Origin of the sequence: Erwinia plantamica (assembly GCF_043420595.1) — a bacterium.
GTDB lineage: Bacteria > Pseudomonadota > Gammaproteobacteria > Enterobacterales > Enterobacteriaceae > Erwinia > Erwinia aeris.
The window spans coordinates 1-387 of record NZ_JBGCUC010000139.1 but is presented as its reverse complement, the minus strand read 5'-3'; the positions used below and the strand labels follow the sequence as shown (position 1 = coordinate 387).

At 66.9% G+C, this 387-nt stretch carries 1 protein-coding gene; it reads right to left on the bottom strand.

The genetic code is table 11. The features are described 5' to 3' along the window. A partial coding sequence (locus tag AB3U87_RS22490; RefSeq protein ID WP_394150671.1) for an aminotransferase class III-fold pyridoxal phosphate-dependent enzyme occupies positions 1-387 on the bottom strand: 387 nt, incomplete at both ends.

Here is a 387-nt window from a genome sequence, read left to right as displayed (position 1 = left end):
GTGATGATATCGGGCGTCACGCCAAAATACTCGGCCGCCGTGGCCTTGCCCAGGCGGCCAAAGCCGGTGATCACCTCGTCAAAGATCAGTAGGATGCCGTGCTTGCGCGTGATATCGCGCAGCGCCTGGAGATAGCCTTGCGGCGGGACCAGCACCCCGGTGGAGCCGGCCACCGGCTCCACGATCACCGCCGCGATCGTTTCTGGCCCATGCAGCGCCACCAGCTCTTCCAGTTCCTCGGCCAGGGCGCCGTTGCCCGGCTGCATGCCCAGGCAAAACCGCACGGCCTGGCCATGGGTGTGCGACAGGTGATCCACCCCCCACACCTGGCTGACGAAGCGGCGCCGGTTGCCGCCGATACCGCCCACCGAAAGCCCGCCGAAATTG